This is a genomic window from Methylobacterium sp. WL69, assembly GCF_008039485.1.
In the GTDB taxonomy this organism is placed as follows: domain Bacteria; phylum Pseudomonadota; class Alphaproteobacteria; order Rhizobiales; family Beijerinckiaceae; genus Methylobacterium.
Genome location: NZ_VRUZ01000032.1, coordinates 16,879 through 43,639, shown reverse-complemented (window position 1 = coordinate 43,639; position 26,761 = coordinate 16,879). Strand labels below are relative to the sequence as shown.

Here is a 26,761-nt window from a genome sequence, read left to right as displayed (position 1 = left end):
GCGGCCGAATCCCGCCGCTCGGGTTCGAGCACGATGTCGGCGCCGACCCCGGCCTGGAGCAGCTGCTCGGCGACGATGAAGCGGGCCTCGCTGTTGCTGATGACCGTCGGGCGGCCGAACACCGCCGAATCGAGCACCCGGCGCGCCGTATCCTGAAAGGTGGAGGATTCGGCGTTCACCAGGGGGGTGAACTGCTTCGGCATGCTCTCGCGTGAGGCCGGCCAGAGGCGGGTTCCCGATCCGCCGCACAGGATCACGGGGTGGATCAGTTCAGGATGGGCCTGTGCCATGGTCGATCACTCACGCGAGGGGAGGGCCGTGGTCCAGCAGGGTCCGGGCCGCGTGGGTTACTCCGCCGCCTGGCGCGCGGCGTAGCCGAGGCGGTCGTTCAGCTCCTCGATGAGCTTGACCGCCGCCTCCGCGATCACCGTGCCGGGCGGGAAGATCGCCGAGGCGCCCGCCGCGTACAGGGCCGGGTAGTCGCCGGGCGGGATCACGCCGCCGATGACGATCATCACGTCTCCTCGCCCCTGCGCGGTGAGGGCGGCCTTGAGCTCCGGCACCAGGGTGAGGTGGCCGGCGGCCAGCGACGACACGCCGACGATGTGGACGTCGTTCTCCACCGCTTGGCGGGCGGCCTCGTCGGGCGTGGCGAAGAGCGGTCCGATATCCACGTCGAAGCCGAGGTCGGCGAAGGCCGAGGCGATAACCTTCTGCCCGCGGTCGTGCCCGTCCTGTCCCATCTTGGCGACCAGGATGCGCGGGCGGCGCCCGTCGTTTTCCTCGAAGGCTTCCACGAGCTGACGGACCGTCTCGACTGCCGGCGACATGCCACCCACCTCCCGCTTGTAGACGCCCGAGATCGAGCGGATTTCGGCCCGATGCCGGCCCCAGGCCTTCTCCAGGGCGTCGGAGATCTCGCCGACCGTGGCCTTGGCCCGCGCCGCCTCGATGCCCAGGGCCAGGAGGTTGCCCTCCCCCTGCGCCGCCTTGGTGAGCGCGTCGAGGGCCGCATCGACGTCGGCCTGGTTGCGCTCGGCCCGCAGGCGCTTGAGCTTGTCGATCTGGAGCATGCGCACGTTGCCGTTGTCGACGCGCATGAGTTCGATGGCGCGGTCGTCGTCCGGCTTGAACTTGTTGACGCCGACGATGGTCTGGCGGCCGGAATCGATCCGGGCCTGGGCGCGCGCCGCCGCTTCCTCGATGCGCAGCTTCGGGATGCCGGCCTCGATGGCCTTCGCCATGCCGCCGAGCTCGTCGACTTCGCGCAGGTGTTCCCAGGCGCGGGCGACGATGTCCTGCGTCAGCTTCTCGACGTAGTACGAGCCGCCCCACGGATCGACCACGCGGGTGGTGCCGCTCTCCTGTTGGAGGAAGAGCTGGGTGTTGCGGGCGATGCGGGCCGAGAAGTCGGTGGGAAGCGCCAGGGCCTCGTCGAGGGCATTGGTGTGCAGCGACTGCGTGCCGCCCTGCGTCGCCGCCATCGCCTCGATGCAGGTGCGGGTGACGTTGTTGAACACGTCCTGGGCGGTCAGCGACCAGCCCGAGGTCTGGCTGTGGGTGCGCAGGGGCAGGGACTTGTCGCTCTTCGGCTCGAACTCCTTGACGAGCTTGGCCCAGATCAGGCGCGCGGCCCGCATCTTGGCGATCTCCATGAAGAAGTTCGTCGAGATTGCCCAGAAGAACGACAGGCGCGGGGCGAACTGGTCGATGGTCAGGCCGGCGGCGAGGCCCGCCTTGATGTACTCGACGCCGTCGGCGAGCGTGTAGGCGAGTTCCAGGTCGTTCGTCGCCCCGGCCTCCTGCATGTGGTAGCCGGAGATCGAGATCGAGTTGAACTTCGGCATGTTCTTCGAGGTGTAGGCGAAGATGTCACCGATGATCCGCATCGAACCCGCCGGGGGATAGATGTAGGTGTTGCGGACCATGAACTCCTTGAGGATGTCGTTCTGGATCGTGCCGGCCAGCTTCTCCGGCGGCACGCCCTGCTCCTCGGCCGCCACGATGTAGAGCGCCAAGATCGGCAGCACCGCGCCGTTCATGGTCATCGATACCGTCATCTCGTCGAGGGGGATGCCGGAGAACAGGGTCCGCATGTCGTAGATCGAGTCGATGGCGACGCCGGCCATGCCGACATCCCCCGACACGCGCGGGTGGTCGGAATCGTAGCCGCGGTGGGTGGCGAGGTCGAAGGCCACCGACAGGCCCTTCTGTCCGGCGGCGAGGTTGCGCCGGTAGAACGCGTTCGAATCCTCGGCCGTGGAGAACCCGGCATATTGGCGGATGGTCCAGGGCTGGGTGACGTACATGGTCGGGTACGGCCCGCGCAGGAACGGCGCCACGCCCGGGTAGGTGTTCAAGAACTCGATGCCCTCGCGGTCCTCGGGTCCGTAGACGCCTTTCACCGGAATGCCCTCGGGGGTCATCCAGGGCTCGCCCGCCGGCGGCACCGGGGCGGTGATGGCGTCGGCCGCGTAGGCGACGGTGGTGAAGTCGGGGATGCGGGAGGGCATGGATGCGTGCTCGTGCGACGGCCTGTTGGCCGGCATTATAGGTAAGCGCGTGGGCCGGGCTACTCCTAACCGCCGCCGGCGCCCGCCGGCATCACGAAAATTTCGTGCCGACCGGTCCAGCCTCAAAAATAGTTGACGGCCACCTCAGGCAATTTTGCCGCTCGGCCCACCGGCCGGCCTCATTCCGCCGCCATCCGGCACGGCGTCCAGTCCTCGATCTCGGCGGCCACCGCCGCCACCACGCCGCGCAGGTGCCAGACCAGCTCGGAAAAGCCGGGCCCGAGGGCGAGGCTCGACTCGTTCATGTAGAGGGCGCGGTTGATCTCGACCTGAAGGGCGTGGCGGCCGAGATTGGGCTCGCCGTAATGCTCGGTGATGAAGCCGCCCGCATAGGGTTTGTTGCGCAGGGTACGAAAGCCGCGTGCCCGCAGATGGTGTTCGAACGCTGCGATGAGCTCGGGCGCGCAGGCGGTGCCGAAGCGGTCGCCAAGGATGAAATCGGCGCGCGCGGCCTCGTCGCGTCCGAGGCTGGAGGACGGCATCGAGTGGCAATCGATGAGGATGGCGTGACCGAAATCGCGGGCCGTGCGCTGGATCAGGCCGCGCAGGGTGCGGTGATACGGCTTGTACAGGGTCTCGATGCGGGTGACCGCCTCCTCCACGGGCAGGCGCCCGCGATAGATCTCCTGCCCGTCCGCGACCACGCGCGGCACGGTACCGAGGCCGCCGGCCACCCGCATGGAGCGGGTGTTGGCGAAAGCCGGCAGGCGCCCGTCGAACATGCGCGGGTCGAGTTCGTAGGGCTCCCGGTTCACGTCGAGATAGGCGCGCGGGAAATGCGCGCACATCAGGGGGGCGCCGAGATCCACCACCGGCGCGAACAGCCGGTCGACATGGGCGTCCTCCGAGCGGCGCAGGGCCAGGGCGTCGAGGCGTGACGCCTCCACGAAGGCGCGCGGATAGACGGCGCCCGAATGGGGCGCATTGAAGACAAAGGGGAGGGTGTGCGCGTCCGGCTCGTCCACGCGGAAGGGCGGGTCGAACCAGGGCTGTCCCGGCGCATCCGGAGGGGCGGTCGACTCTGTCATCGCGGCGCGGGCGCCTCGGTCCGGGCGGGAAAACGCATGGGCCCACTGTGCGGTCCGGCGCGGGCCCTGTCTACCATGACGGTCGCCGTCACGGACCCGTCACGGTGCCGTCGCGCACGGCACAGCCGCCTCGGCCCGACCCCACCCTCCGCCGTTGGCAACGTTCTGTTTACCAAGCTGGTGCTTTGTGGAAAGAACACAGCGACTCAAGGGCACAAGGCAACGTTCGATGAAGATCCTCCTCGCGGAAGACGACAACGACATGCGCCGGTTCCTGGCCAAGGCGTTGCAGAACGCCGGCTACGACGTGCTCTCGTTCGACAACGGTCTCTCGGCCTACAACCGTCTGCGCGAGGAGCCGTTCGAACTCCTCCTGACCGATATCGTGATGCCCGAGATGGACGGCATCGAACTGGCGCGGCGTGCCACCGAACTCGATCCCGACATCAAGGTGATGTTCATCACGGGCTTCGCCGCCGTGGCCCTCAATCCGGATTCGAAGGCCCCGAAGGACGCCAAGGTCCTGTCGAAGCCGTTCCACCTGCGCGACCTCGTCAACGAGGTGGAGAAGCTGCTCGCGGCCTGAAAATCGCACCGTCCCCCGTGCCGAACGCCGCAGTAGGAAGAGTCTCCGAGCTCGCCTATAAGCGGCGTGGATTGCCTTGGGGCCTTTTCGACATGAAGCCGGTCACGATCTACACAACCGCCTGGTGCCCGTACTGCTCGGCGGCGAAAAGCCTCCTGCACGAGAAGGGCATCGCGTTCACGGAGATCGACGTCGAGAAGACGGCCGGCTCGCGGGCCGCCATGGTCCAACGGGCCGGCGGCCGCACCAGCGTGCCGCAGATCTTCGTCGGCGAAACCCATGTCGGCGGCTGTGACGACCTCTACGCCCTCAACGGCGCCGGCAAGCTCGAGCCGATGGTGGCCGCGTCGTGACGGAGGCCCCGCGCTTCGTCGCCGCCTGCGTGCAGATGCGCTCGGGCCGCGATCCCCTCGCCAACCGTGACGCCGCCGTTGCCCTCGTGCGCGAGGCGGCGGATGCCGGTGCGGATTACGTGCAGACCCCGGAGATGACCTCCCTGGTCGAGCGCGAGAAGGCGCGGCTCTTCGCCAACGTCACCGTACCGGACGAAGACCCGACCCTCGCGGCCCTGCGCGAGGTGGCGCGCGAGCGCGGTATCGTCGTCCAGATCGGGTCGCTCGCCGTGCGCAACGGCGACAAGATCGCCAACCGCGCCTTCCTCATCGATGCCGCGGGCGCCATCACGGCGTCCTACGACAAGGTCCATCTCTACGACGTCGACCTACCCAACGGCGAGCGCTGGCGTGAATCCGCCACCTATACGGGCGGCGCCTGCGCCGTGGTGGCGGACACGCCGTGGGCCCCCATCGGCGTGACCATCTGCTACGACATCCGCTTCCCGGCCCTGTTCCGGGCCCTGGCGGAGGCCGGTGCCACGGTCATCACCGCGCCAGCCTGCTTCACCCGGCAGACCGGCGAGGCGCATTGGCACGTGCTGCACCGGGCCCGCGCCATCGAGACCGGCTCGTTCATGATCTCGGCGGCGCAAGGGGGGCAGCACGAGGACGGGCGCGAGACCTACGGACACTCCCTGATCGTCGATCCGTGGGGCAAGGTTCTGGCCGATGCCGGCGGGAACCAGCCCGGAATCATCCTGGCCGAGATCGATCTCGCCCGCGTCACCGAGGCCCGCGCGCGGATTCCCGCGCTCCTGCACGCCCGGCCGTTCACCGTGGAGCGGATCGGGCGCCCGGCCTGATCACGCCCCGAGTGTCCGCATGATCCGCTACACCCTGGTCTGCGACGGCGGCCACGATTTCGAGAGCTGGTTTCCTTCGAGCGGATCCTACGACGACCAGGTGGCGCGCGGGCTCGTCGCCTGCCCGCTATGCGGATCCGCGCGGGTCGCCAAGGGCATGATGTCCCCCGCGGTGGCGCGCACCGACCGGGCGGCCCGCCTGCCCGTGACCGACGCGCCCGAGGCCGTGGCGCCGGCGCCCGCACCGGTGCCCCTGCTCTCGGAGCCCGAGCAGCGCGTGCGCGCTCTCATGCGCGCGGTCCGCGAACACGTGACGCGCACGGCCGACGATGTCGGGACCGCCTTTCCGGAGGAAGCGCGCCGCATGCATTACGGCGAGAGCCCGACACGCCCGATCTACGGGGAGGCCAGCCTCGCCGAGGCCCGCGCCCTCGTGGACGAGGGCATCGAGGTGGCGCCCCTGCCGCCGGCTCCCGACGACCGCCACTGACGGTCTCAGCGTTTTGCGGCGGCCGTGCCTGAAACCGACGCCAGAACGAAGGCCACGGCGGCGTTCCAGCCCGCGAGGGAGACGCCGAAGAGCCGCCATGCGGCGGTGGAGCAGTCGGCCACCCGCGTGGTTTCGAGGGTGGCGCGGAAGTCCGTGACCGTGGCGGGCGCGGCCCCGGTTCCCCCGCCGCAATCCGACGGGCCGGGCCAGAACGCCCACTCGGCGCCGGCGTGATAGACGCTCAGTCCGGTGCCATACAGGAGGCCGAGGGCCGCGAGTCCGAGGGCGAGGCGACTGAGGCGCTCGGGCAGGACCAGGGCGAGGAGCCCGAGGGGAATCGCGGCGTAGTACGGGATGCGTTCCGTGAGGCAGAGCTTGCACGGCACGTAGCCGAGCCCCCACTGGAAATAGAACGCCACCGCGAGAGTCGCCGCCGACCCGAGGACGAGGAACAGGGCGCTCCGGCGCAGCCGCAGCAGGGTCGCGTAATCCATCTACAGGAGCACCTTGAACAGGACGAAGCCGAGGATGATGACCGCGACCGCGATGGCCGCGACGACGTTGAGGTGGCGGTCGAGGACGCCTCGGATCTGAACGCCGTAGCGGCCGAGAAGTCCCGCCAGGAGGAAGAACCGCGCGCCCCGGGTGATCAGCGACAGGACGACGAACCAGAACAGGTCGTAATGGGCGAAGCCCGAGGTGATGGTCACGAGCTTGAACGGGATCGGGGTGAGGCCCTTCAGCAGGATCACCCAGTGGCCGTACTCGGCATAGGACGCCTGGAACGTCGCGGCCTTTTCCGACAGGCCGTAGACCCGGAACACCCATTGCCCCACGGAGTCGAACAGCAGCGCGCCGATGGCGTAGCCGAGCAGGCCGCCGGCCACCGAGGCCAGGGTGGTGATGAGCGCGTAGAACCACACCCGGTCGGGCCGGCTCACCGCCATGGGCACCATCATCACGTCGGGCGGCACCGGGAAGAACGAGCTTTCGGCGAACGACACGGCCCCCAGCGCCCAGGGCGCCGACGGCTTGCCGGCGAGCGCGAGGATCCATTCGTAGAGGCGGCGGATCATGGGATCATCTGCGTCCGGAGGGCGGAAAGCGGTGCCCTTTGAGCACAGCCGCGCGGGTGTGGCGAGCGGGGGCCGGAGGTGGCCGGGGAAAAATCACCCCTGGTCCGAATCACGAAGGTGTGCCATGAGGCGGGCGCTGCGGGCGTGGTGGAATTGGTAGACGCGCCGGACTCAAAATCCGGTTCCGCAAGGAGTGTCGGTTCGATTCCGACCGCCCGCACCACGCTCAATCGCCGTTCTCCAGAAACCGCCTGATCCAGCCGCCGAGGCGCGGCCCGTCGTTGGCGCGCCCGAGCGACGCGAGGGCGGCGGCGTGCGCTCCCGGTTCGTGCGGCACCGCCGGGCAATGGCCGGCGATGAGGGCCGTGGCGTAGTCCGCCTCGAATTCCGGATGGACCTGGAACGACAGCGCCCGCCGGTCGGAATAGCCGAGGATGCCGTGCGGCGTGAAGGCGTTGCCGGCCAGCGTCCGGGCGCCGGGCGGCGGATCGAGCACCTGATCCTGATGGATCGCCGGCACGGCGATCTCGGTGACGTCGTCCATCCACGGCGCGCGGGTCCGCACCGTGTAGGTCTGCAGGCCGAGGCCCCAACCCTTTTCGGATTTCGCCACCCGACCGCCGAAGGCCGCGGCCATGACCTGATGGCCGAAGCAGAGGCCGACCAGCGGCGTCTCCGGCGGTACCGCCCTGAGGAAATCCAGAAGGGCGGCGATCCAGGCCAGGGGCTCGTAGACGCCCGCGGGTGAGCCGGTGACGAGGTAGGCGTCCTCCGCCGTAGGGTCGACGGGCAGGATTCCGTCCGCCACCGCGTAGGTGGTGTAGGCGTGGCCGGGGCCGACGAGGTTCACCACCATGCGCCCGTAGGTGGGATAGCGGCCGCCGAGGCGCTCGGGCGGGTTGCCGGTCTCGAGGATGCCGATCTTCATAGGGCGCGGCTTACCAGGGCGCCGGCCGCCCCGGAAGCTCAGGCCGCCGTCGCGCGGGTGCGCAGGCGCGCCGGTGCCTTCGGGCGGATGTCCATGGCGTTGCCGCGCCAAAGGACGGCGCCCCGCATCCAGGCGCCGGCCCAGATCGCCGGGAACAGCGTGTCCCGCACGAGGAACGCCAGGAACAGCCGGGGGCCGCGATGCCACCCGGCCCGGATCGCGAGGGCGTATTCGGCCCCGTACCACAGGGCGGCCAGGGCACAGAGCCAGCCGGCCAGGGCCGGGGAGGGTGCCAGCACGAGGGCGAGGCCGAAGGGCAGAACCGGCCCGGTGCCGATCTCCGGCGCGAAGAAGGCCGGGAAGGTGACGCGGCGCAGGCGCGCCCAGCGCAGCTGCCTCGCCCAGACCTCGGCGAGGCCGCGCCGGCCGAGGGGCTGCTCGAACGGGCTCGCCACGAGGTGGACCCGGGCGCCGGCTGCCCGCACGAGCTTCGTCGCCGCCGCGTCCTCGGCGATCTCGGCGGCGAGCGCCCGGATACCGCCGCGCGCCTCCAGGAACGGCTTGTGCCACAGCATGCTCTTGCCCTGGGCGAAGCCGAGACCGACGGCCTCCCCGGCATATTGCCAGCGGGCCTGGAGGGTGTTGAGGAACGCGCACTCGATCTCGGCGAAGAAGCCGTCCGGCCGCGCCCCGATGGGCGTCGAGCAGACGAGGCCGGTGTCGTGACGCCACGCCGCCTGCAGGCGCTGGAGGTAGTCCGGAGGCATCAGCACGTTGGAATCGGCCAGCACCACCCAGTCGTGCCGCGCCGCCTCCCAGCCGCGCACGCAGTTGTTGAGCTTCGGGTTGTCGCTGATCCGCTCGTCACCGACGATGAGGCGCGACGGCACGCCGGGATGCGCCGCCATCAGGCGATGGAGCAGGGGGACGATGGGGTCGGCCCGGTCGGCGACGCAGAAGATGAGTTCGTAATCGGGGTGGTCGAGGCGAAAGCCGCGGGTGAGCATCTCTTCGCTGAAGGTCTCGAGGCCGCAGACCGGGCGCACCAGGGAGACCGGCGCCTTGTTCGGGAAGATGGAGGTGCCGCGCCGGCCGCCGAGGCGCAGGGCCGCCAGCCCGAGGCTTGCAAGATTGATCAGCGTCAGGGCGAGGCACAGGGTCAGGGCGAGGTCCATCCCGGTCCAGCCGTCGTCCATCATACCGAGGTCTCCCGCGCCGAGGCTGCCATCGTGCCGCGCCCAAGTCCTTGTGACGGGCCCAAGTCGTTGTGCCGCGCCCAAGTCGTTGGGACGGCCCTAACAGCCGCTTGGCTTCAATCGTATGACGGAGATCGTGCGGGGGTCGCACGGCGCGGAGGCATGGATGCGGGGGGCGGTCCCGGGAGCCGGGGAGACGGGGACGTGACGGTCCCGCCCATCGTCTACCATCCGGACTATCAGGCGACCCTGCCCGACGGGCATCGCTTCCCCATGGGCAAGTACCGGCGTCTCTCCGAGGTCCTCCTGGCGCGTGGACTGGCGCCGCAGGGCTTCGTGCGGCCGGAGCCGGCGGGCGTGGACCTCATCGCGGGGGTTCACGACCGGACTTACGTCGAATCCGTCCTCGCCCTGACCGTGCCGCGTGAGGTCGAGCGCGAGATCGGACTGCCCGTTGGGGCCAGCGTCGTCGCCCGTTCGCGGGCCTCCGTTGCCGGGACCCTGCTGGCGGCCCGCCTCGCCCTGGCGCACGGGCTCGCGGGGAGCTCCGCCGGGGGCAGCCACCACGCACGGCGCGGCGGCGGGGCCGGGTTCTGCATCTTCAACGATGTCGCCATCGCGGCCCGCACCCTGCACCGCGAGGGCACCATCGCCCGCGCCGTCGTCATCGATTGCGACGTGCACCAGGGCGACGGCACCGCCGACTGCCTGTCGGACTCGCCGGACCTGTTCACCTTCTCGCTCCACGCCGAGAAGAACTACCCGACCCGGAAGATCGCCGGCGACCGCGATGTCGGCCTGCCCGACGGCCTGGAGGATGCGGGCTACCTCGCCGCCCTGGAGGCCCATGTCGGGCCGCTCCTCGACGCCGTCGCGCCCGACCTCGTATTCTACAACGCCGGCGTCGACCCCCACCGCGACGACCGCCTCGGCCGCCTCGCCCTCACGGATGCGGGGCTGGCCGCCCGCGACCGCCATGTCGTGGCGGCGGCGCGATCGCGAAACATCCCCCTCGTGGCGGTGATCGGCGGCGGCTACGCCACGGATATCGATGCGCTGGCCGCCCGCCATGCCGGGGTGTTCGAGGCCATGGCGGCGGAGGCCGCCTGAGCCTCAGGCCTCGCCCGCGCCCTCTTTCGGAAGGTCCCGCGCGAACCGCTCCATGGCGTCGAATAAACGAGCCAGGTCCGCACCCTCGAGGGTGTGGAACCCGAGCGTCCGCGTCAGCAGCAGGCCCAGGGTCGCGAAGGTGAGCACCGCGCCCGCACCCGGGCAGCTCGCCACATCCTCCATCTGCGCCAGGCGCTGCTTGAGGAAGGCGTTGAAGCCCGCGAAAGCCTCCGGATTCTCCGCCGAGGCCAGCAGCAGGGCACGGGGAAACCCCTCCTCGTCGGCATAGACCTGGCGAACATGGGCGATGAGCGCGAGCGGCAGGGCGGCCGGACCGGGCCCCTGGGCCGCCTCGTGGGCCGCGATGCTGTCGCGGATGGTTGCGAGCTTGCGTTCCGCCAGGGCCTGGATCAGCGCGTCCTTCGAGCCGTAATGGTGCAGCACGCCGCCCTTGCTCAACCCCGCCTCCGCCGCCACCGCATCGATGGTCATCGTGCGCGTCCCGACCCGCCGGATCAGGCGCTCGGCCGCATCGAGGATGATCGTCGGGCGGTCTTCGCGCCGCGTGCGCGCCTTGGTCATCGCCTGCCTGCTAAAAACCGTCTGGACGGTCGGTAAGATAGCCGATAAGGATCGCTGCCGATAGGGTCGCAAGCGAGGCTGGCGATACGCGATGACGGGTCTTTACCACATTCGCCGCGCGGGCGGTGCGCTGGCTCTTGCGGCGTCGCTCTCCCTGGCCCCTGCCGGGGGATGGGCGGCGGAGAACGTCCGGCCCGGTGCGGAAAAGCCGCCCGAGCTCGCCCTGGTCCGCACGGTGGTGGCGCGCCGCACCACCATCAGCTCCGATCTCATCTTCACCGGGGACATCGAGGCACAGTCCCAGGTCAACGTGTCCTTCCGCACGGCCGGCAAGATCGCCGCGCGCCTCGTCGAGGTCGGTGATCACATCCGGGCCGATCAGGTTCTGGCGCGCCTCGACCCGCAGGAGCAGCGCGCCAACCTCGACAACGCCAAGGCGGCCCTGACCTCGGCCGAAGCCCTGCTGACCCAGGCCAAGGTCAGCTTCAAGCGCCAGGAAAGCCTAATGGCCGGCGGCTACACCACCCGGCCGAGCTACGACGATGCCGAGCAGCAGCTGCGCACCACGCAGGCGGCGGTGGAATCCGCCAAGGCGGCTCTCGGCACCGCGAAGGAGCAGTTCTCCTACACGGACCTCAAGGCGGGCGTGGACGGCATCGTCCTCAGCCGGACCTTCGAGGTCGGCCAGGTGGTTCAGGCCGGTCAGACCGTGATGGTCATGGCGCAGGACGGCCCGCGCGACGCGGTGTTCAACATCTTCGAGGCGGTGCTGGCGGCCCCCCCGGAAAGCGAGACCGTCGCGGTGGCCCTTCAGGCCGATCCCAAGGTGACGGCGGTCGGCCGCGTGCGCGAGATTTCGCCGAGTGTCGATTCCGCTTCCGGCACCGTGCGGGTGAAGGTCGGGCTCCAGGCGACGCCGCCGGGCATGTCCCTCGGCGCCGTGGTGATCGGCACCGGCAAGTTCCATGCGCGCGAGGCGATCGTCCTGCCCTGGTCGGCCCTCTATCGCTGGCAGGACGGTCCGGCGGTGTGGGTCCGCGATCCGCGGAGCGGCACCGTGGCGCCGCGGAAGGTCACCCTGGAGCGCTACGCTCCCGACACCATCGCCCTCGCGGGCGGCATCGAGCCCGGCGAGGAGGTGGTGATCGCCGGCATCCAGCTGCTCCGGCCCGGCCAGACCGTGGCCGTGGCCGAGACCCTCGGGATCGCACGATGAGCCGCCGGTCGATCTGCCTCATCGCTTCGGCGCTCGTCCTCACGGCCTGCAAGGCGGAGCAGGAGGCCGGCCCGGCTCCCGTCCGTCCCGTCCTGACCACGACGGCCAAGCCCGTCGCGACGGAGGTGTTCGGCCCCTTCGCCGGCTTCGTCGCGCCGCGCTACCAGTCGGAGATCGGCTTCCAGATCGCCGGGCGCATGGTCGCCCGCGACGTGACCGTGGGCGATGTGGTGAAGAAGGGGCAGCGCCTCGCCGCCCTCGACCCGGTGGTGCCGCGCTTCGCCCTGACCCGGGCGGAGGCGGATCTCGCCGACGCCGAGGCCCAGGCCGAGAATGCCGGCGCGACGGAGACCCGCCGCCGCAAGCTGCTCGCCGGCGGCAACGTCACCCAGGCCCAGCTCGACAGTGCCGTCGCCAGCCGCGACACCGCTCAGGCCCGCCTCGCCCAGGCCCAGTCCAGCCTCCAGAAGGCCCGCGACCAGATCGGCTACACCGAACTCCACGCCGATTTCGACGGCGTCGTCACCGTGCGCTCGGCCGAGGTCGGCCAGGTGCTCAGCGCCGGCCAGGCGGTGCTGACCCTGGCCCGTCCCGAGGAGCGGGAGGCGGTGGTCGATATCCCCGAGGACCTCGTCGGGGCCATGCCGAAGGACGCGGTGTTCACCGTCGCCCTGCAGAGCGCGCCGGATGTCACCGCCACCGCCAAGGTCCGCGAGACCGCGCCGTTCGCCGACCGGGTCACCCGGACCCGGCGCATCCGCATGACCCTGCTCGCCCCGTCCCCGGCCTTCCGCCTCGGCTCGACCCTCACGGTCTCCCTCTCGCGAACCGTCTCGCCCCGCTTCGTCCTGCCGGCGACCGCTGTCCTCAGCGCCGACGGCGGGGATTCGGTCTGGATCGTGGACGGGGACGGCAGGACGGTCGCCCGGCGCACCGTCACCGTGACGGGGCGGGATGCCAACCGCGCCACCGTGACTCAAGGCCTGGCCGCCGGCGACCGCGTGGTCGTGGCCGGCATCCATTCGCTCAGCGAAGGCCAGGCCGTGCGCCTGCCCGACGCAACGCCGTAACCCGGTCGGAAGCGAGACTGACCCCGTGAAGAACTTCAATCTGTCGGAATGGGCCCTGGAGCACCGCTCCTTCGTCTGGTTCCTCATGCTGATCTCGGTGATCGCCGGCGTGCTGGCCTACGAGAAGCTCGGTCGCGAGGAGGACCCGCCCTTCGCCATCAAGACCATGATCGTGCAGGCGCGCTGGCCCGGCGCCACCATCGGCGACACCCTCGATCAGGTCACCGAGCGCATCGAGAAGGAGTTGCAGCAGATCGACGCCGTCGATTTCAGCCGCTCCTACACCACGCCCGGCCAGGCCACGGTGTTCGTGCAGTTGCGCGAGACCACGCCGCCCAAGACCATTCCGGCGATCTTCTATCAGGTCCGCAAGCGCATCGGCGACATCCAGGGCACCTTCCCGCAGGGAATGCAGGGTCCGTTCTTCAACGACGAGTTCGGCGACGTGTTCGGCAACGTCTACGCCTTCACCGCCGATGGCGTCAGCATGCGCCAGCTGCGCGACTACGTGGAGCGCGTGCGCGCCGCCGTGAAGTCGGTCCCCAACGCCGGCAAGATGATCCTGCTCGGTGCCCAGGACGAGGTGATCTACCTCGACTTCTCCGTGCGCAAGCTCGCCGGGCTCGGCCTCGACATGAACTCGGTGATCAAGACCCTGCAGACGCAAAACGCCATCGCGCCGTCGGGCGTGATCCAGGCCGGGCCGGAGCGGGTCTCCGTGCGGGTCGGCGGCCAGTTCGTGTCCGAGGACAGCCTCCGGGCCATCAACCTGCGGGTCAACGACCGCTTCTTCCGCCTGTCCGATGTCGCCGAGATCTCGCGCGGCTTCACCGATCCGCCGACCGCCCTGTTCCGCTTCAACGGCGAGCCGGCCATTGGCCTCGCCATCGCCATGCAGCCGTCCGGCAACCTCCTCACCTTCGGTCACGACCTCAAGGCGCGGATGCGCACGCTCGAGGGGGAGTTGCCCGTGGGCGTCGGCATCCACCTCGTGTCGGATCAGCCCAGGATCGTCGAGGAGGCGGTGGGCGGCTTCACCAAGGCCCTGGTGGAGGCGGTGGTCATCGTGCTCGCCGTCAGCTTCGTCAGCCTCGGCTGGCGGGCCGGCCTCGTGGTCTCCCTGTCGATCCCCCTCGTGCTCGCCATCGTGTTCGTGGTGATGCAGGTGATGGGGGTCACCCTCCAGCGCATCTCGCTGGGCGCCCTCATCATCGCCCTCGGGCTGCTGGTAGACGACGCGATGATCACCGTCGAGATGATGGTCGCGCGCCTCGAGGTCGGCGACAGCCTCAAGAAGGCGGCGACCTTTGCCTACACCTCCACGGCCTTTCCGATGCTGACCGGCACCCTCGTGACCGTGGCGGGCTTCCTGCCCATCGGGTTCAACGGCTCCTCGGCGGGCGAGTACACCTACAGCCTGTTCGTGGTCATTGCCGCCTCGCTCCTCGTGTCGTGGGTGGTGGCGGTGCTGTTCGCGCCCCTCATCGGCGTGAAGCTCCTGCCCGCCAAGATGAAGCACAAGGACCACGACAGGCCCGGCCGCCTGATGCGGATGTTCACCGCGGGGCTGCTCGCCGCCATGCGCTGGCGCTGGACCACGGTGGCGGCCTGCATCGGTCTCCTGGCCGCGGCCATCGTCGGCATGGGCCACGTCCAGCAGCAGTTCTTCCCCGCCTCCGACCGGCCCGAACTCCTGGTCGATATGACCCTGCCGCAGAACGCCAGCATCGCCGAGACGAAGGCGCAGATGGACCGCTTCGAGGCGACCCTGAAGGGCGACCCCGAGATCGCGCGCTGGAGCTCCTATGTCGGCCAGGGCGCCGTGCGGTTCTACCTGCCCCTCGATCAGCAGCTCGGCAACGCCTTCTTCGGCCAGATCGTCATCGAGACCAAATCCATCGAGGCGCGCGAGCGCATGAAGGTGAAGCTCGAGGCGCTGGCCCGCGAACAGTTCGTGGGCACCGACTTCCTCATCCACTCCCTTGACCTCGGCCCGCCCGTGGGACGCCCGGTGCAGTACCGTCTCAGCGGTCCCGATCTCCAGGCCCTGCGCGGGCATGCCCTGGCGCTCGCCAACATCGTCGGCTCCAACGGCCACCTCAACGTGCCGACCTTCGACTGGAACGAGCCCGGCAAGGTGCTGAAAGTGGACATCATCCAGGACAAGGCCCGCCAGCTCGGGGTCACGTCCGAGGACATCGCCGGGCTCCTCAACGGCATCGTCGGCGGCCGGGCGATCACGCAGGTGCGCGATTCGATCTACCTCGTCGATGTGGTCGGCCGTGCCCAGGCGGTGGAGCGCAACTCCCTCGACACCCTCCAGACCCTGCAGATCCCGCTGGCCAATGGCAGCGTGGTGCCGCTGCTCGCCTTCGCCACCATCGGGTACGAACTGGAACAGCCCATCGTCTGGCGCCGCGACCGCCTGCCGACCATCACGGTCCGCGCCTCGATCGCGGACGGGACCCAGCCGCAGACCGTGGTGACCGAGCTCGACAAGGACATCACCGCTTTCTCGAAGTCGCTCCCCGACGGCTACACCCTCGCGGTGGGCGGCGCCGTGGAGGAGAGCGCCAAGGGCCAGGGCCCCATCGCGGCCGTGGCACCCGTGATGCTGCTCACCATGGCGGTGTTCCTGATGATCCAGCTCCAGAGCTTCCAGAAGCTTTTCCTGGTCGCGAGCGTGGCGCCCCTCGGGATCATCGGCGTCGCGGCGGCCCTGCTCCTGTTCGACAAGCCCATGGGGTTCGTGGCGATCCTCGGCGTGCTCGCCCTCATCGGCATCATCGTGCGCAACTCCGTGATCCTCGTGACCCAGATCGACGAGTACGAGCGCGACGGGCTGGCCCCCTGGGACGCCGTGGTGGATGCCACCTGCCACCGCATGCGGCCGATCCTGCTCACGGCGGCGGCGGCGAGCTTCGGCCTCGTCCCCATCGCCCGCGAGGTGTTCTGGGGTCCGATGGCCTACGCGATGATCGGCGGTATCCTGGCCGCCACCTTCCTGACCCTGTTCTTCCTGCCGGCCCTCTATGTCGGCTGGTACCGGATCAAGGCGCCGCCGAAGGGCACGCCGCGCCGGACCCATGGCGCCGACGGGCGGGTCCATGTTGCTTGACCACTTGGCCTGATCATTCGGCCCCGGCGCGCGCCACCGCCGCGTCGGGGCGCGAATCCGTCGAGGCGTAGTACGGCTTGATGTCGAGGAGCGGCGTGCCGTCGCGGCAATCGAGGCCGCGCACCCGGACGCCGGTGCCGTCGATCCCGAGGTTCTCCACCACCGACAGGGCGATGGGGTTGGGCCGCGCCGGCGAGCGCAGGGAGAAGGTGCCCCGGCTGCCGTCGGCGTGGCGCGGGCGCTGGCGGATGATGTCGCGCGCGGCTTCGTCCATCCAGTAGAGCACGATGAGGTGGCTCGCGCCCGAGAGGTTCTGCAGGCCGGGCGCATAGACCGGATCGAGCACCAGGGTGCAGACCGCGTCGGTCTGAAGGCCGTTCTTCGGGCAGTCCCAGCGCCCGGGCCACGGCGTGCGGATGCGGCCGATGAAGTACACGCCCGCGTCATGGGCCTCGGGCAGCGCGATGGTCTCTTCGCCGGGGCGGCGTTCGACGGTCTGGTTCATCATGTGGAACTCCGGCTGAGAGCGGCATGTCGGATGCTTCGTTAGCCCGCCGCAAGCCCTGCCGGTCGCGTCGCACGGGGCGGCGGTGTACAGCCCGATGCGAAGGGTTCAGCGAGGAGACACCGTGATCCGCGACGAATTGCGACCGATGGAATCCGTTTCCGATCCCGAGACCGCCGTGGACCGGCTCGCCGCCCTGCACGCCGGGGCCACGGATGCGCTCCAGACGGCCCTCGCCCGCTACCTCGCCGGCGGCCCGGCCCCCGACGCGACGGAGCGGCTTCAGTTCCGCTACCCCGAGCTGCGCATCACCTATCAGCCCTCGGGGCCGATGCCGCGGGTGGCGCGCGCCACGGCAAAGTTCCAGGCGCCGGGCGCCTACGCCACCACGGTGACGCAGCCCGGCCATTTTCGCGGATATCTCCTCGAACAGCTGACGCCCCTCGTGCGCGATTACGGGGCGAGCCTCGAAGTCGGCCTGAGCGCCCAGGAAATCCCGTATCCCTACGTCATCGAGCCGGGCCTCGACCTCGGGCGCGGCGGCGTGACCCCGCGCGATCTCGCCACCTACTTTCCCGTGCCCCTGCTCTCGGTGGTGGGCGACGAGATCGCCGACGGCCTGTGGCAGGATGCACCCGACGCGCCCCGGCCGCTGGCCCTGTTCGACGCGATCCGGGTCGACTACTCCCTGCGCCGCCTCGTCCACTACACCGGCTGCGACTGGCGCGATGTGCAGCCGTGGATCCTGCTGACCAACTACCACCGCTACGTCGACGGCTTCATCCGGCACGGGCTGGAGCGGCTGGCGCGGGGCGAGGACGGGTTCGAGCGGATGATCCTGCCGGGCGGCATCTCGGTGTCGCGGGCGGAAGCGGCCTCCGTCGATCCCGCCGCCCTCATCGCCGCCTCGCCCTGGCACAAGTACCAGATGCCGGCCTACCACCTCGTGGCGCGCGGCCCCGACGGGACCATGCAGGGCACGACCCTGGTCAATATCGGCGTCGGCCCCTCGAACGCGAAGACCATCACCGACCACCTCGCGGTCCTGCGTCCGCATTGCTGGCTCATGGTCGGCCATTGCGGCGGCTTGCGCCAGTCGCAGACCATCGGCGACTACGTCCTCGCCCACGGCTATCTGCGCCGGGACCGCATCCTCGACGAACTCGTGCCGCCGGACGTGCCGGTGCCGGCGCTCGCGGAAGTCCAGCTCGCCCTCCAGGCGGCGGCCGCCAGCGTCACCGGAGAGGCGAGCGACGCCCTCAAACGCCGCCTGCGCACCGGCACCGTAGTGACCTACGACGATCGGAACTGGGAGCTGCGCTTTTCCCAGGAGCGGCGGCGGATCAACCTCTCCCGCGCCATCGGCGTCGACATGGAGAGCGGCACCATCGCGGCCCAGGGCTACCGCCTGCGGGTGCCCTACGGCACCCTGCTGTGCGTCTCCGACAAGCCGCTCCACGGCGAGATCAAGCTGCCGGGCGCGGCCAACGCCTTCTACGAGCGGGCCGTCGCCGAGCACCTGCTCATCGGCCTGTCGGCCCTCGATATCCTGCGGGCCGACCGTCACGGATTGCATTCGCGCAAGTTGCGAAGCTTCGACGAGCCGCCGTTCCGATAGGAGGCCCGTCCCACGAGCCTCCGCCGCCTCAGCGCTCCCGCCGCCACAACCCGGCGCGTTCGGAGCGGGCCTGCTCCTCGGCGGCCAGCAGATCGGCCGGGGCATCCTCCGACGCCCGGGCGCCGCCCGCCGCGAGGATGAGGGAGGCCAGATCGTCGCCGTCGATCTGGCAGCGCAGGGGGCCGGCCTCGGCGCCCGCCGCGGCCGTGCAGGCGACCTCGCGGCGGCGCAGGTACCGGGCGAGCTGCCGGGCCAGCGCCCCGCCCTCGCCGTCGACGCCGAGGAGCCGCACCGTGCGACCCCGGAAGGCGAGGGTTCCGGTATCGACAACCTCGGGCACGCCGCGGATGGCCGCTCCCGCGGCGGCGGGCGCCACGTCCCGGGCCGGAGCCGGCTCGGCCCGGGCGGCGGAGGGGCGTTTGCGGCCGCGCGCCATCTGCGCGGCGGCGCGCTGCACGAAGTCCCGGAACAGGGCGGCCGGGATGTCGCCGCCCCCGACCCGGTTCATGGACGAATTGTCGTCGTTGCCGACCCACACGCCCACGACGAGGTCCGGCGTCATCCCGACGAACCAGGCATCGCGATAATCCTGCGTCGTGCCGGTCTTGCCGCCCACCGGCATCCCCGACACCCGCGCGCCCTTCCCGGTGCCGCCATCGACCACGGCCTGGAGGGAATCGAGCATCATCGCCCGCGCCTCCGTCGGCAGGGCCGTGCCGGAGCGGGTTTCGGGGCGCAGATAGAGCGGCTGCGGCGCGCCGCCCCGGATGGCATGGACGCTGTGGGCGTCGACGGGGACGGCCCCGGCCAGGACGCCCGCATAGGCGCGGGTCATCTCCAGCAGGGTCACCTCGGCCGAACCGAGGGCGAGACTCGGCACGTTGGGCAGCTCGGAGGCGACGCCGAGGCGACGGGCCGTGGCGATGACGGCCGGAATGCCGATCTCGTCGGCGAGCTGCGCCGCCACGGTGTTCACCGACTGGGCGAAGGCCGAGCGCAGGGGCATGGCGCCCTTGAACCGCCCGGTGGAGTTCTGCGGCTCCCAGTCCCCGATCTGCACGGGGCGATCCACCAGTACGGTCTCGGTCGAGAACCCGTTCTCGTAGGCCGTGAGATACACGAAAAGCTTGAACAGGGAACCGGCCTGGCGCTTGGCCTGGGTGGCGCGGTTGAACTGGCTGTCCTCGTAGTCGCGTCCGCCCACCATGGCGAGGACGGCGCCCTCCTTGTTCATCACCACCATGGCCGCCTGGGAGGCCTTCTTCTTGGCCCCTTCCGCGTCCATCCGCCGGGCGACGACGCCCTCGGCCAGACTTTGGAGGTCGAGGTTCAGGGTGGTGCGAACCGTGACGTCTCCGGTGGTGTCGGCCAGGCGCTTGGCCTCGCCCGAGACCATGTCGAGGAAGTAGTTCGTGCCCGGCGGGGTCTCGGGCGGCGTGCGCAGGGTGATGGTCTGGGCGCGGGCCTTGTCGGCCTCGGCCGCCGTGATGGCTGCCGTCTCCACCATGGTCTGGAGCACCACGTCGGCCCGCTCCTTGGCGCCGCCGAAATTGCGGGTGGGGGCGAGCTGGGAGGGCGCGCGCACGAGGCCGGCCAGCATCGCGGCTTCCGGCAATGTCAGGGCCTTGGCGCCCTTGCCGAAGTAGCGCCGGGCGGCGGCGTCGAGGCCGTAGGCGCCGGCTCCGAAATAGGCGGTGTTGAGGTAGCCGAGCAGGATGTCGTCCTTCGACATGGTCGCCTCGACGCGCAGCGCCAGGAACGCTTCCTGAATCTTGCGCCGCAGGGTCTTCTCCTGCGTCAGGGAGGTGAGGCGGACATATTGCTGCGTGATGGTCGAGCCGCCCTCGCGCACGCCGCCCCCCGACGTATTGCGCCACATCGCCCGCAGGAGCCCGCGCGGATCGACGCCCCAATGGGACCGGAAGCGCCGGTCCTCGATGGCGATGATGGCCTGCGCCATGTGCGGCGGGAGGTCGGCCGCGACGAGCTTCTGGCCCTGGAACGCGCCGCGGGTGGCGAAGACCTGGCCGTCATCGGCCTCCACGGTGAGGGCCCGCTGGCCCGCCTCCGGCACCACTCCGCCCAGCGGCGGAAGGGTGACGAAGCTGTAGAGGACGAGGCCCGCGAGCAGGGTTACGGGCAGGGCGACGAGCGCGAGGACGGCCAGGAGGATCGGCCGCCGACTCAGGCGTCCGGCCCGACCCGCGCGCGGGACGGCGGCGGCCGTCGAGGGAGCTGGGGCCGTGTCGGCGGACACCGCCGCGGTACCCGCACCGGGTCGCCGGGCGGATCTCAGGCGGCCGGCCAGGCGGGTGAAGGCTTGGCCCGAGGCGCGCGCGGCACCGGCGGCGCCACGTCCGCCCGTGCGGGCCGCACTCCCCAAGAGGACACCGAGCTGTCGCCCGAGGGTGCGGGCCGCCGCCGCCGCTTCGCGGGCCGCGGCACGGGCCTGGGCGGCCTCGTTCTCGGCGGACGCACCCTTGCCAGACGTAAACTTGCCGGGGGCGTCCTGCGGCGAAGTCCCATCGGGATGCGGACGTTCGGGATCGACGGAGCTCATGGGGTCACTCGACGGTCGTCGGCACCCACGGGGGCGGGGCCGTCGCGTGTCCCGGTTCTAGACTGAATTTTTCCCGGGCGGCTACGCTCCCGCGATTCAGTCGGCCGCCGTCGCCTCGGTCACCCGGACGCGATGGATGGGCGCCGCTTCTCCGGCCTCGGCCTCCAGGGTCGGGAGCTCGACCTTGACCTCGGGGGCGGCCAGCGCCGCCACGCCCTCGTACCGGTCGAGGCGGCGGTCGATCATGCCACCGATCTTTTCGCGGACCTCGGCCACCGTGAGACTGCGCCGGCCCTTGCCGGCTTTCTCGGTGAACAGACTGCGATTGGCCCGCGCGGCCGCCTTGAACACCTGCTTGGCCACCTGGCCGGGCTTCTCCGCGTTGAGGGCGAGGAAGCGTCCGGCGCTCGCCGTGCCGAGGAAATGCGCGAAGTAGAGCTCGGCCGTGGTGAGATCGCGGCCGATGCGCTGCTCGATCCGGCCGCGGTCGCGCTTGATGAGTTCACCCGCCATCAGGGCGGCGGTGTAGGGGTCCTGGCGCAGGCGCAGGACACGGGTGCGCAGGGCGTCGTCCGCGATGGTGATGGCGCCGCCGCGTCCGGTGACGGCGGCGGCCTCGCCCTCGAGACCATGGCGGGCGCCGTAGGTCCGGATCAGTTCGAGCCAGGTGCCCGATAGGAACTGGAACAGGCCCTCGGCGGAGGATGTGGCGGCCTTCACCGTGGTGGAGAAGCTCGATTCCTTGTCGGCGAGCGCCATCATGTAGACCGGATCGACGCCGGTCTCGCTGGAGGCGCGCAGGATGGTGTCCACGATCTCGCGGGGGACTTCCATGGCGCCGAAACGCAGGCGTTCGGTTCCGGCGGCATCGCGGATCGGGGCGAGCCCCGCGAGATCCTCGGCGATCAGGACCGCAGTCGCAGGTTCCTGCTCAACGATGGGAACCCCGGTCCATTCGCCGGCGTTCTGAGATTGCACGGTGTGCGCCAGGGCTTGCGCCTGCGCGCTGAGGGCCCGCTCGTCGATCCGGGCATGCGCGGCTGCGGCGGGTGCCAGGGCGTTCTGCGGCAGGGCCGCTCCGAGGGCGAGCCCGGTCACGAGGGTGACGAGGGCTCTGCGTCCAGCTTTGGCGAGGGTCCGGCGCGCGCGGCGCTCGGTCCGTGGCAGCCAGGCCACGGAGGAATCTGCGTTGAAGGTCTCGTTGGGCACGAGACGGCTCACGTCGTCGGCGCGGGGCGCCGGCTCCGGGAAAACCCCCATCCTTGATCCTTGTTCGTGCCGCTGCCTTCGTGGGCGCGGCTTCGATGTGTTCAGCGCGGCGATGTCTCGCCGCCGGCTGTGACCAGAATGGGACAGCGCCGTGATTCAACCGTGGCACGCTTAACGGACGGTTAAGGCTCTGTTTTCACGAAGTTTTAACGAAACGTTCGGCGTCCGTTCAGATGAACCGCGTCAAAAAAGCGTCTCCCGCTGGACTTGGAATGACGCGCGAGCGGTCCAGTTAGCTAAGGCCCGAGGGAATGCTCCGATGTGTGGAGCGACGATCCCCGTGGACCCAATGAAGGAAGCCTTTTTCCAATGAGCATGCAGACCGGTCGCCGAGTCGGCGTTGCGTTCGTTGGCATGGGTGGCGCCGTCGCCACCACCGCCATCGCAGGCATCGAGATGATCAAATCCGGATCGAACCGCCTCGACGGGTTGCCCCTCGCCGGTCTTTCCGTCGCCGGCCTGGCCGATTACAAGGATCTTGTCTTCGCCGGTTGGGATCTGAACGACGACGACCTCGCCTCCGCGGCGACGGGGCACGGCGTGCTCACGGCGCAGGACATCGAGAACGGCGCTCAGGTGCTCAAGGGCATCAAGCCGTGGCCGGCGGTGGGCAGCGCCAAGTTCTGCAAGAACATCGAAGGCGTGAACCGCATCGTGGCGGCCGATCACCGCGAGGCGGTCTCGGTCATCGCCAACGATCTGCGGCGGTTCAAGGCCGAGAGCAATCTCGACGATGTGGTGGTGATCAACCTCGCCTCGACGGAGCGCTGGCCCGATCTCACGGCCGCGACCCTGAACTCGCCGGAAGCCTTCGAGAAGGGCCTCGATTCCAGCGACGAGTCCATCAGCCCGGCGATGCTCTACGCCTACGCGGCCATCAAGAGCGGCGTGCCCTACGCCAACTTCACCCCGAGCGTCGCCGCCGACGTGCCGGCGCTGCTGGAGATGGCCAAGGACCTCAACGTCCCGGTCGCCGGGAAGGACGGCAAGACCGGCCAGACCATGATGAAGACGGTGCTGGCCCCCGCCCTCAAGGCCCGCGCCCTCCACGTCGACGGCTGGTTCTCGACGAACATCCTCGGCAACCGCGACGGCCTCGCCCTCAACGACAAGGACTCGCTCCAGTCCAAGCTCAACACCAAGGGCACGGTGCTGGATTCGATCCTCGGCTATCCCGTCGAGGACCACCTGGTCCACATCCACTATTACCGCCCGCGCGGCGACGACAAGGAAGCCTGGGACAACATCGACGTCACCGGCTTCCTCGGTCAGCGCATGCAGATCAAGGTCAACTTCCTCTGCAAGGACTCGATCCTGGCGGCCCCCCTCGTCATCGAGATCGCCCGCGTCCTCGATCTCGCCAAGACGCGCGGCGACGGTGGCGTGCAGGAGCAGCTCTCGTCGTTCTTCAAGGCACCCATGGTCAAGAACGGTCGCGGCCCCGAGCACGATTTCGGCAAGCAGCAGACCATGCTCCTCGACTGGCTCGGCGTGAACTGATGTCGGCTTCCTCGGAGGGCGGCGCGGCCGCCCCCCTCGCCCTGCGCCCGCTCCTGGTCGAACTCAACGACCTGAAGCGGGTCCATTCGGCCGGGCGTCTCGGCTCCATCGCCGAGCGCCTGTTCGCGCAGGGCTGGGGTGCCCTCACGGGCGGCGCGGCGGCGGAGGATGTCGCCCTCGACATCACCGCCAAGGCGCTCGCCGCCGCGCGGCTCTGCGACCTCGACGCGGCGTTCCTCGCCGCCGCCGGACTCGAACACCAGGCGGCGTCCGACGTACTTGTCGCCGGATTCGATGCCGTCACCGATGCCGTCGATCCGGCCCTGCGCGACCGGTTGCGGGCGCGCCTGCACGGGACCAGCAGCGCTCTGCCGGGATCGCTTCCGGCCTTCGTCTCCGCCCTGGCGCATCAGCCCCGCGCCGGGGTCACCTGTCCGGGCAAGCCCCGCATCCTGCTGGAGCCGCCAGAGAATCACGCCGAGCATTGCCTGATGGTGGCGGTGTACGGCGTCGTCCTGAGCCCATTCTACCGGGCCGACCCGACCCTGGTGTTCCTGGCCGCCATGAGCCACCATTTCCACAACGCCGCGATGCCCGATGCCGGCTTCACCGGCGAAATGCTGCTTGGCGACCATCTCGGGCCGATCATGGCCCGCACCAATCAGTGGGCGCTCGATGAACTCGATCCGCCCCTGCGCGAGACCGTCCAGCGCGCCCGCGCCGTCCTGCCCGACGATGCGACGGCGGAGGGCCGAGCCTTCCATGCCGCCGATTGCATCGACCGTGTCCTCCAGATCGCCCAGCACCTGCGTGCGGCCGGCCTGACCATGGCGATCGTCCTCGACGACATGGAACTCGTCCATGCCGGCCCGGTGAAGGGGTTTCATGATCGTGTCCTGACGGACATGCATATCCCGTGATCCACAGGTTCGATCACGCGGACACGGTGCCATGATTCCCTTCGCACTCCACTCGCCCGAGACCGGCGAGCCCTTGAAGGCCGACACGCCCCATTCCCTGCGCGAAGCGGGGACGGGGGCCCGCTGGCCCGTCATCGACGGCATTCCCTATCTTCGGACGAACCGCGCCGAGCTCGTCACGCGGACCCTCAAGCTCCTTGATGCGGGCGAGGCGGGCCTCGCCCTGGAAGGCTTGCTCGCCGATCAGGACGATTGGTGGACCGGTCCGCCGGCCGATACCCTCGACCTGCACGAACTCGTGCGTGAGCGGGCCAAGTTCAGCCTGCGCGATGCCGTGCGCCTCCTCGGCTGGGGGCGCGTCGGCGATTATTTCGTCCATCGTTGGAGCGATCCGACCTACCTCGCCGGTCTCGCCCTCCTGGAGGCGCACTGGAACGACCCCGTCTGCGTGTTCGAGTTCGCCTGCGGCATCGGCCACTACCTGCGCGATTTCTCCATGCGGGGCCTCAAGGTCTCCGGCGCCGATGTGGTCTTCGCCAAGCTCTGGGTCGCCCGGCACTGGGTGGTGGGGGCGGACGTCCAGCTCATCTGCTTCGACGCCGGTTCGCCCCACTGGCCGATTCCCGGTGCACCCGTCGATCTCGTGGTCTGCAACGACGCCTTCTATTTCCTCGACGGCAAGGCCGAGGTGCTCGACAACCTGCGCCAGAATGCCGGCGACGACGGTTGGCTCGTGCTGAGCCACATCCACAACAGCGGGAGGCCGGGCTTTTCCGCCGGCCGGGCCGTCTCGGCGGGCGAGATCGAGGAGCTGTTTCCCGACGGCCTCGTCTACGACGACGCCGACCTCACCCGCGCCCTCGTCGAGGCACGGGCGCCGTCACCGCGCGCACCCAGCGAACTCACCGAGGTCGAAGCCTTCTCCGTCGTCGCCGGTCCCGGCATGCGCCCGGCGCCGCGGGCCATCGTCGATGGCATCACCCTGCCGCGCGTGGGCGCATCGTTGCGCCTCAACCCTCTCTACGTGCCCGATCCCGCCGGCGGCTACGTCATCGCGTGGCCGTCCGAGCGCTACGAAGCCGAGTATTCCGGTCGCGCGACCTATCCAATGCACTCCGACGGACCCGAAACCCTCGACTGGCGCGGCGGCCTCGACACGCCTGAAGCGGACCGCATTCGAACCCGCGAATACGTCGATCTGCCGGAGCGCTGGTGATGGATTCCGTCGCCTGGGGCATCGTCGGCTTCGGCTGGGTGGCACGCGACTACATGGCGCCGGGCATCCGCGCGGCCGGCCACCGCCTCGTCGCCGTGGTCGATCCGGGCGCGGAGTCGCGGGCGGCCGCCGAAGCGCTGGGAGCCCGCGCCTACGCCGATCTCGCCGATCTGGTGGCCGATCGGGAGGTCGAGGCGGTCTACGTCGCCACCCCGAACCATCTCCACCGCGAGGCCATCGAGGCCCTGGCGGGGTCCGGCAAGGCGATCCTGTGCGAGAAGCCGATGGCGGCGAGCCTCAGTGATGCCGAAGCCATGGCGGCGGCGGTCGGCGCACAGGGCACGTTCTACGGCACCGCCTTCGATCAGCGCCATCACCCCGCCCATCGGGCGATGCGCGATTGGATCGCGCAAGACCGGCTCGGTACCGTCACCACCGTGCGGATCGTCTATGCCTGCTGGCTGCCGCGGGCCTGGACCTCGGTGGTGGGCCAGGACAACTGGCGCATCGATCCGAAGAAGGCCGGCGGCGGCGCCCTGATGGATCTCGCGCCCCACGGCCTCGATCTCGTGGATTTCCTCGTCGGCGAGTCCATCGTCGACCTCGCGGCCCTCACCCAGGCCCGGGCGCAGGATTACGCCGTCGACGACGGCGCGCTCCTCATCGGCCGCACGGAATCCGGCGTGCTGGCCAACCTGCACGTGGCCTACAATTGCCCCGATGCCCTGCCGCGCCGGCGCTTGGAAGTGACGGGGACCGGGGGGCAACTCACGGCCATCGACACCATGGGGCAGGTGGCGGGCGGCAGCCTCACGTTCATCGACGGGTCAACCGGCCTGTCCGAGGGTGTCGCCTTCGACGGCGCGGCCTCGCCCTTCCTCGAACAGGTGCGGGCCTTCGGCTCCGCCCTGCGGCGTCCCGCGGAGCGGGAGGCCTACAGCGCGACCCGCGACCTGCACACCATGCGGCTTCTGGCGCGCGCCTACGACGCCCTGGCCTGAG

Annotated in this window: 24 protein-coding genes and 1 tRNA gene; 14 read left to right on the top strand and 11 right to left on the bottom strand. The window is 70.1% G+C overall.

The window, feature by feature from the left end:
• The 3 genes from FV218_RS11285 to FV218_RS11275 all read right to left on the bottom strand — a co-directional run.
• Positions 1–290, bottom strand: a 290-nt coding sequence (locus tag FV218_RS11285; RefSeq protein ID WP_246685077.1) for a sugar phosphate nucleotidyltransferase, incomplete at its 3' end; no start/stop codon positions are given.
• A 57-nt stretch (positions 291–347) separates the two neighbouring features.
• A complete protein-coding gene (gene scpA / locus FV218_RS11280) occupies positions 348–2,513 on the bottom strand; it encodes a methylmalonyl-CoA mutase (protein ID WP_056086986.1) in 2,166 nt (721 codons plus the stop codon).
• 179 nt (positions 2,514–2,692) lie between these two features.
• Positions 2,693–3,601, bottom strand: coding sequence for an N-formylglutamate amidohydrolase (locus FV218_RS11275; protein ID WP_147709777.1), 909 nt, complete (start codon positions 3,599–3,601; stop codon positions 2,693–2,695).
• Positions 3,602–3,830: 229 nt separating this feature from the next.
• Here FV218_RS11275 and FV218_RS11270 point away from each other — a divergent pair, with 229 nt between their 5' ends.
• The 4 genes from FV218_RS11270 (at position 3,831) to FV218_RS11255 (ending at position 5,875) form a co-directional block, all read left to right on the top strand.
• On the top strand, positions 3,831–4,187 hold the full coding sequence (locus FV218_RS11270) for a response regulator (protein ID WP_003603128.1): 357 nt from the start codon (positions 3,831–3,833) through the stop codon (positions 4,185–4,187).
• 92 nt (positions 4,188–4,279) lie between these two features.
• A complete protein-coding gene (gene grxC / locus FV218_RS11265) occupies positions 4,280–4,540 on the top strand; it encodes a glutaredoxin 3 (protein ID WP_056086981.1) in 261 nt (86 codons plus the stop codon).
• Positions 4,537–5,385 (top strand): carbon-nitrogen hydrolase family protein, encoded by an 849-nt coding sequence (locus FV218_RS11260; RefSeq protein WP_281407813.1) that lies wholly within the window; start codon positions 4,537–4,539, stop codon positions 5,383–5,385. Before grxC ends, FV218_RS11260 begins: the two co-directional genes overlap by 4 nt.
• 19 nt (positions 5,386–5,404) lie before the next feature.
• Entirely contained in the window at positions 5,405–5,875 is a 471-nt protein-coding gene (locus FV218_RS11255; protein ID WP_056086978.1) for a DUF1178 family protein, read from the top strand.
• 5 nt (positions 5,876–5,880) lie between these two features.
• Here FV218_RS11255 and FV218_RS11250 read toward each other — a convergent pair whose 3' ends face one another.
• Positions 5,881–6,369, bottom strand: coding sequence for a disulfide bond formation protein B (locus FV218_RS11250; protein ID WP_056086975.1), 489 nt, complete (start codon positions 6,367–6,369; stop codon positions 5,881–5,883).
• Positions 6,370–6,951 (bottom strand): YqaA family protein, encoded by a 582-nt coding sequence (locus tag FV218_RS11245; protein WP_147709776.1) that lies wholly within the window; start codon positions 6,949–6,951, stop codon positions 6,370–6,372.
• A 138-nt stretch (positions 6,952–7,089) separates the two neighbouring features.
• Here FV218_RS11245 and FV218_RS11240 point away from each other — a divergent pair.
• A tRNA-Leu gene (locus FV218_RS11240) sits at positions 7,090–7,174 on the top strand.
• Between the two features lie 3 nt (positions 7,175–7,177).
• On the opposite strand, the gene FV218_RS11235 is transcribed toward FV218_RS11240, so the two are convergent.
• Together FV218_RS11235 and FV218_RS11230 are read right to left on the bottom strand one after the other, a co-directional pair.
• On the bottom strand, positions 7,178–7,879 hold the full coding sequence (locus FV218_RS11235; protein ID WP_056086969.1) for a glutamine amidotransferase: 702 nt from the start codon (positions 7,877–7,879) through the stop codon (positions 7,178–7,180).
• A gap of 38 nt (positions 7,880–7,917) precedes the next feature.
• Positions 7,918–9,078: a ceramide glucosyltransferase gene (locus tag FV218_RS11230; protein WP_147709775.1), complete on the bottom strand. Its 1,161-nt coding sequence runs from the start codon at positions 9,076–9,078 to the stop codon at positions 7,918–7,920.
• Between the two features lie 201 nt (positions 9,079–9,279).
• Between FV218_RS11230 and FV218_RS11225 the strand changes: the two genes are divergently transcribed.
• The gene (locus tag FV218_RS11225) at positions 9,280–10,185 is read left to right on the top strand and encodes a histone deacetylase (protein ID WP_246685076.1); all 906 of its coding nucleotides are present in this window, start codon (positions 9,280–9,282) and stop codon (positions 10,183–10,185) included.
• A 3-nt stretch (positions 10,186–10,188) separates the two neighbouring features.
• On the opposite strand, the gene FV218_RS11220 is transcribed toward FV218_RS11225, so the two are convergent.
• On the bottom strand, positions 10,189–10,767 hold the full coding sequence (locus tag FV218_RS11220; RefSeq protein WP_147709773.1) for a TetR/AcrR family transcriptional regulator: 579 nt from the start codon (positions 10,765–10,767) through the stop codon (positions 10,189–10,191).
• Between the two features lie 91 nt (positions 10,768–10,858).
• Here FV218_RS11220 and FV218_RS11215 point away from each other — a divergent pair, with 91 nt between their 5' ends.
• From FV218_RS11215 to FV218_RS11205, 3 genes are read left to right on the top strand one after another with little or no spacing between them, the layout of a single operon-like run.
• A complete protein-coding gene (locus FV218_RS11215) occupies positions 10,859–11,983 on the top strand; it encodes an efflux RND transporter periplasmic adaptor subunit (protein ID WP_147709772.1) in 1,125 nt (374 codons plus the stop codon).
• Positions 11,980–13,053 carry an efflux RND transporter periplasmic adaptor subunit gene (locus FV218_RS11210; RefSeq protein ID WP_147709771.1) on the top strand — a complete coding sequence of 358 codons (1,074 nt, stop codon included), beginning with the start codon at positions 11,980–11,982 and terminating at the stop codon, positions 13,051–13,053. The genes FV218_RS11215 and FV218_RS11210 overlap by 4 nt, the downstream gene beginning before the upstream one ends.
• 25 nt (positions 13,054–13,078) lie before the next feature.
• Positions 13,079–16,171 (top strand): efflux RND transporter permease subunit, encoded by a 3,093-nt coding sequence (locus tag FV218_RS11205; RefSeq protein ID WP_147709770.1) that lies wholly within the window; start codon positions 13,079–13,081, stop codon positions 16,169–16,171.
• 13 nt (positions 16,172–16,184) lie between these two features.
• Here FV218_RS11205 and tsaA read toward each other — a convergent pair whose 3' ends face one another.
• The gene (gene tsaA, locus FV218_RS11200) at positions 16,185–16,676 is read right to left on the bottom strand and encodes a tRNA (N6-threonylcarbamoyladenosine(37)-N6)-methyltransferase TrmO (RefSeq protein ID WP_147709769.1); all 492 of its coding nucleotides are present in this window, start codon (positions 16,674–16,676) and stop codon (positions 16,185–16,187) included.
• 148 nt (positions 16,677–16,824) lie between these two features.
• Here tsaA and FV218_RS11195 point away from each other — a divergent pair, with 148 nt between their 5' ends.
• Positions 16,825–18,294 (top strand): AMP nucleosidase, encoded by a 1,470-nt coding sequence (locus FV218_RS11195; RefSeq protein WP_210246116.1) that lies wholly within the window; start codon positions 16,825–16,827, stop codon positions 18,292–18,294.
• 28 nt (positions 18,295–18,322) lie between these two features.
• Here FV218_RS11195 and FV218_RS11190 read toward each other — a convergent pair whose 3' ends face one another.
• Positions 18,323–20,854 (bottom strand): PBP1A family penicillin-binding protein, encoded by a 2,532-nt coding sequence (locus FV218_RS11190; protein WP_147709767.1) that lies wholly within the window; start codon positions 20,852–20,854, stop codon positions 18,323–18,325.
• Positions 20,855–20,950: 96 nt separating this feature from the next.
• Positions 20,951–22,114, bottom strand: coding sequence for a lytic transglycosylase domain-containing protein (locus tag FV218_RS11185; protein ID WP_187273027.1), 1,164 nt, complete (start codon positions 22,112–22,114; stop codon positions 20,951–20,953).
• 318 nt (positions 22,115–22,432) lie between these two features.
• Here FV218_RS11185 and FV218_RS11180 point away from each other — a divergent pair, with 318 nt between their 5' ends.
• Genes FV218_RS11180 through FV218_RS11165 form a run of 4 tightly spaced genes read left to right on the top strand, consistent with a single transcriptional unit; the run spans position 22,433 to position 26,760 of the window.
• The gene (locus FV218_RS11180; RefSeq protein WP_056086943.1) at positions 22,433–23,623 is read left to right on the top strand and encodes an inositol-3-phosphate synthase; all 1,191 of its coding nucleotides are present in this window, start codon (positions 22,433–22,435) and stop codon (positions 23,621–23,623) included.
• Complete coding sequence (locus FV218_RS11175) at positions 23,623–24,543, top strand: hypothetical protein (RefSeq protein WP_147709766.1); 921 nt, start codon at positions 23,623–23,625, stop codon at positions 24,541–24,543. The genes FV218_RS11180 and FV218_RS11175 overlap by 1 nt, the downstream gene beginning before the upstream one ends.
• Positions 24,544–24,574: 31 nt before the next feature.
• Positions 24,575–25,759, top strand: a complete 1,185-nt coding sequence (locus FV218_RS11170) for a class I SAM-dependent methyltransferase (RefSeq protein ID WP_147709765.1) — start codon at positions 24,575–24,577, stop codon at positions 25,757–25,759.
• Positions 25,759–26,760, top strand: a complete 1,002-nt coding sequence (locus tag FV218_RS11165; RefSeq protein ID WP_147709764.1) for a Gfo/Idh/MocA family oxidoreductase — start codon at positions 25,759–25,761, stop codon at positions 26,758–26,760. Before FV218_RS11170 ends, FV218_RS11165 begins: the two co-directional genes overlap by 1 nt.
• The last annotated feature ends 1 nt before the right edge of the window (position 26,761 follow it).